Annotated in this window: 4 protein-coding genes; 1 reads left to right on the plus strand and 3 read right to left on the minus strand. The window is 62.1% G+C overall.

Translation table 11 applies throughout. The features are described from left to right. Nucleotides 1-73 precede the first annotated feature (73 nt). Nucleotides 74-730 (minus strand): thiopurine S-methyltransferase, encoded by a 657-nt coding sequence (gene tmpT / locus ACJWXQ_RS04045; RefSeq protein ID WP_346051836.1) that lies wholly within the window; start codon nt 728-730, stop codon nt 74-76. A 26-nt stretch (nt 731-756) separates the two neighbouring features. Then, entirely contained in the window at nt 757-1,125 is a 369-nt protein-coding gene (locus ACJWXQ_RS04050) for a TraR/DksA C4-type zinc finger protein (protein ID WP_346051834.1), read from the minus strand. Between the two features lie 173 nt (nt 1,126-1,298). Between ACJWXQ_RS04050 and ACJWXQ_RS04055 the strand changes: the two genes are divergently transcribed. Then, the gene (locus tag ACJWXQ_RS04055) at nt 1,299-2,357 is read left to right on the plus strand and encodes a LysM peptidoglycan-binding domain-containing protein (protein WP_406672209.1); all 1,059 of its coding nucleotides are present in this window, start codon (nt 1,299-1,301) and stop codon (nt 2,355-2,357) included. Nucleotides 2,358-2,369: 12 nt separating this feature from the next. Here the strand turns inward: ACJWXQ_RS04055 and ACJWXQ_RS04060 are convergent. After that, nucleotides 2,370-3,008: HAMP domain-containing protein (locus tag ACJWXQ_RS04060; RefSeq protein WP_406672210.1), on the minus strand; the 639-nt coding region annotated here is incomplete at its 5' end.

A 3,008-nucleotide genomic window follows, 5' to 3' on the forward strand; every position in this document is an offset into this window, starting at 1 on the left:
ATAGACCGAAACCGCCTGCTACGCGCCCTGGAGGTCCAGCTGGCCACGCGTCCACGCGGCAGTTGAAGCCACATCAACGCCTGCGCAAGTGGAAAACACTCTCGGTACCGCCCTCGAGACCCCGCTTGCGCAGGCCATCGTCCTCGCGCAGGCGGCTGTGATGGATTCGCTCGATGTCGTGATTGGCCGAGTAGAGCTGTTCGACCTCCTGGTCGCTGACATTGAAGGGCGGGCCCTGAAAGCCCGGCTGCTCGGGATAATCCAGAGTGATCAGCAGACTGCGTGTCGCCGGCCCGGTGATCGCTTGAAGGTGGTCCACATAGCGTTGGCGCATTGCAGGCGGCAGGGCAATCAAGGCTGCCCGGTCGTAGACCAGCTCCACAAGGCCTATATCATCGGCGGTCAGGTCAAAGAAATCCCCGCACCACAGCTCGATATCCCGATGGCGGTAGCAGGTAAAGCGCTGCCCCGAACTTTCCGCCGGTTCAATGCCCCGCTCGGCGAAGAAGGCCGCGCAGGCCAGGTCACTCAGTTCAACACCGATGACATAACAACCCTGGTCTCGTAGCCAGGCCAGGTCATGGGCCTTGCCACACAGAGGCACCAGCACCTTTTCGCCGGGACGGGCGTCAAGGTGCTGCCAAAATTGCCGCAGGTGAGCATTAACGTGCCCCTCGTGGAAACCGATCTGCTCGCTGTGCCAGCGCTCACGCCAGAATTCAGGGTCCATCTCAGCCCATGCCTCCCATCAGTGGTTCAGCGACCGCGTGCTTTTTCCGCTTCCCGCTCCTCCTGGCAGGGCCGACACCGCTTGGCAGTGGGCCAGGCTTCCAGGCGTTTTTCGGGAATCGGCTCTTCACAGACAATGCAGACACCATAATGGCCCCGGTCCAGCCGTCCAAGTGCTGCCTGAATATCCTCCAGCTCTTCAGCCTCAAGCATCAAGCCGGCCTGGCGGATCGTGGCCGTGGCCTCCTGGAAAGAGCCATCCTTGGTGTCCATGACTTCTCTCAGGCCGGCGGATTGCCGCGCGGCGGAGTCTTCTTCCAGATGGCGGCGAATATCCTTCAGAAGGGCCTCTCTCCGTTCCGTCAACCGGCGCTTGAAGTGGTCTGCATTCACCATTGCACTCGCTCCTCTGTCTACTTCACAAAGCCACAGCCAATTGTCGCCCGAATCGGCAGCATCCGGCTTGACCCGGATCAAGCCGGGTGGCGAGGAGCGGGCCACCTGGCTCACTGGAAACGGCAAACGCGTATACTGGAGAAGACCCTCTGCTTTGGATATCTTCGGCAGCCATGGCCAGACTCTTGCCCCGACAAAGCGCACTGTCCTCTACCCTTCTTGCGGGCATGCTGCTTGCATTGCTTTCCGCATGCGCGCAACCACCGGAGTGGACCCGCTGGGACGACCCCGCGCCGCCGGAAGAAATGGAAACCGATGCGGAGGACTTCAGCGCCTCCCGGGTTCTGGGGCTGTTGCAGCGGGGCGAGGCCGATAGAGCGGCTGACAAGCTGCGGCGACAGCTTGATCACAACCCCGATGATCCTATCGCCCAGGACCTGCTTCGGCAGATTGAGGCCGATCCCGAGGAATATCTGGGCGCTGAGAGCTTCCAGTATTCCGTCCGCCCGGGGGAGTCACTCTCGGTGCTGGCCCAGCGTTTTCTGGGTGACCATCAGCAGTTCTTCATTCTTGCCCGCTACAACGATATTCAGGACCCTTCCCGCCTGCGGGTCGGCCAGCAGCTGAGCATTCCCGGCAGTTACCGAGAGGGACCGGGTCAGGCATCGGCTCGCATGGATCGCAGCCTGCAGGGGTATCGATACCTGGAAGCTGAGGACTGGCAGGCGGTGATGGCGCTCTATCAGGAAGACGCCGCCGACCTGGCCCTGGATGAAGCCGAGCTGCTCGGCCAGGCTCACCAGGGCCACATTCAGGCGGCGCTGGATACGGGAGAACTGGATGCCGCGGAATCACGCATTGCCGCTGCCAGCGACCATCCTGCAAGCGACCATTGGCGAGCCTGGTTGGATGAGCTTCGGGCGGAATGGCATTGGGCTCAAGGCCGTGCCCTCCGGGATCAGAAGCCGGCTGATGCTGCTGATGCCTTTCGGGAGGCCCTGACCCTGTCGCCGACCCATGAAGGGGCACAGCAGGGGCTTGAGAACCTGAAGGAAACGGTGGTCCCGGAAATACACCGGGATGCCGTTATTCGGTATCGAAACCAGGACCTGGAGGTAGCCATTGAGCTCTGGGACACGCTGCTGGCCATCGACCCGGACTTCGAGCCGGCTCAGCTCTACCGGGCCCGGGCCGTGGAGCTACAGCATCGCCTGGAAGGCATCGAACCCTAAGACCCCCACGGATTAGCGAGGATTTCGTCGGGTATCTTCCCGACCTTGCAAGGACTGTCGCCCACCCTCGGGCGGTCCCGCTGGCGAATCAGAGTCGCTTGTCGACTGACGCGTGGCTTCCAGCGTCTCAGCCATCAGATTGAAACGGGCAAAGAGTTCTCCGAATTCATCACGACGGCGTAGATGAATTCGGTGTTCCGGGTGCCCGCCAGCCAGGCGATCCATGGCACTGCCCAGCACCCTGAGCAGAATGCGCAAGCGACGGGACAGCACATAGGCTGCCAACAGCACCGTTAACAACGTGGCCAGCATCAGCACGGCCATGGCCATGACACTGGTCCTCAGCGTATTGGCCAGGGGCCGGGCGGAGATTCCCAACGCCAGCTCACCCACGACCCGGTCCCGAAAAAGTATGGGGGCTTCGAACAGGTAACGCTCGGCTTCCCCTTCCCGGTAGAAAGCCACCCGCCGACCATCCTCATCCCGAAGCTCAGTCTTGCCCCGCTGCAATTCGCCCACCGACTCACCCAGCTCGCCTTCCTCACTGCTGGCCACGACCTCCCCCCGGTGGTCGGAAAGGCGCAGGTAAGCCATCTGCCGATTGCGCTGCATATCGCTGACCATGGCCTGGAGCGCAATATGATCGCCCAG

This window comes from Natronospira sp. (assembly GCF_007134575.1).
GTDB lineage: Bacteria > Pseudomonadota > Gammaproteobacteria > Natronospirales > Natronospiraceae > Natronospira > Natronospira elongata.

Excerpts from the sequence above, each read along its gene's own strand:
- ACJWXQ_RS04055 (WP_406672209.1), top strand. The coding sequence starts at position 1,299 with ATGGCCAGACTCTTGCCCCGACAAAGCGCACTGTCCTCTACCCTTCTT.
- ACJWXQ_RS04050 (WP_346051834.1), bottom strand. The coding sequence starts at position 1,125 with ATGGTGAATGCAGACCACTTCAAGCGCCGGTTGACGGAACGGAGAGAG.
- tmpT (WP_346051836.1), bottom strand. The coding sequence starts at position 730 with ATGGACCCTGAATTCTGGCGTGAGCGCTGGCACAGCGAGCAGATCGGT.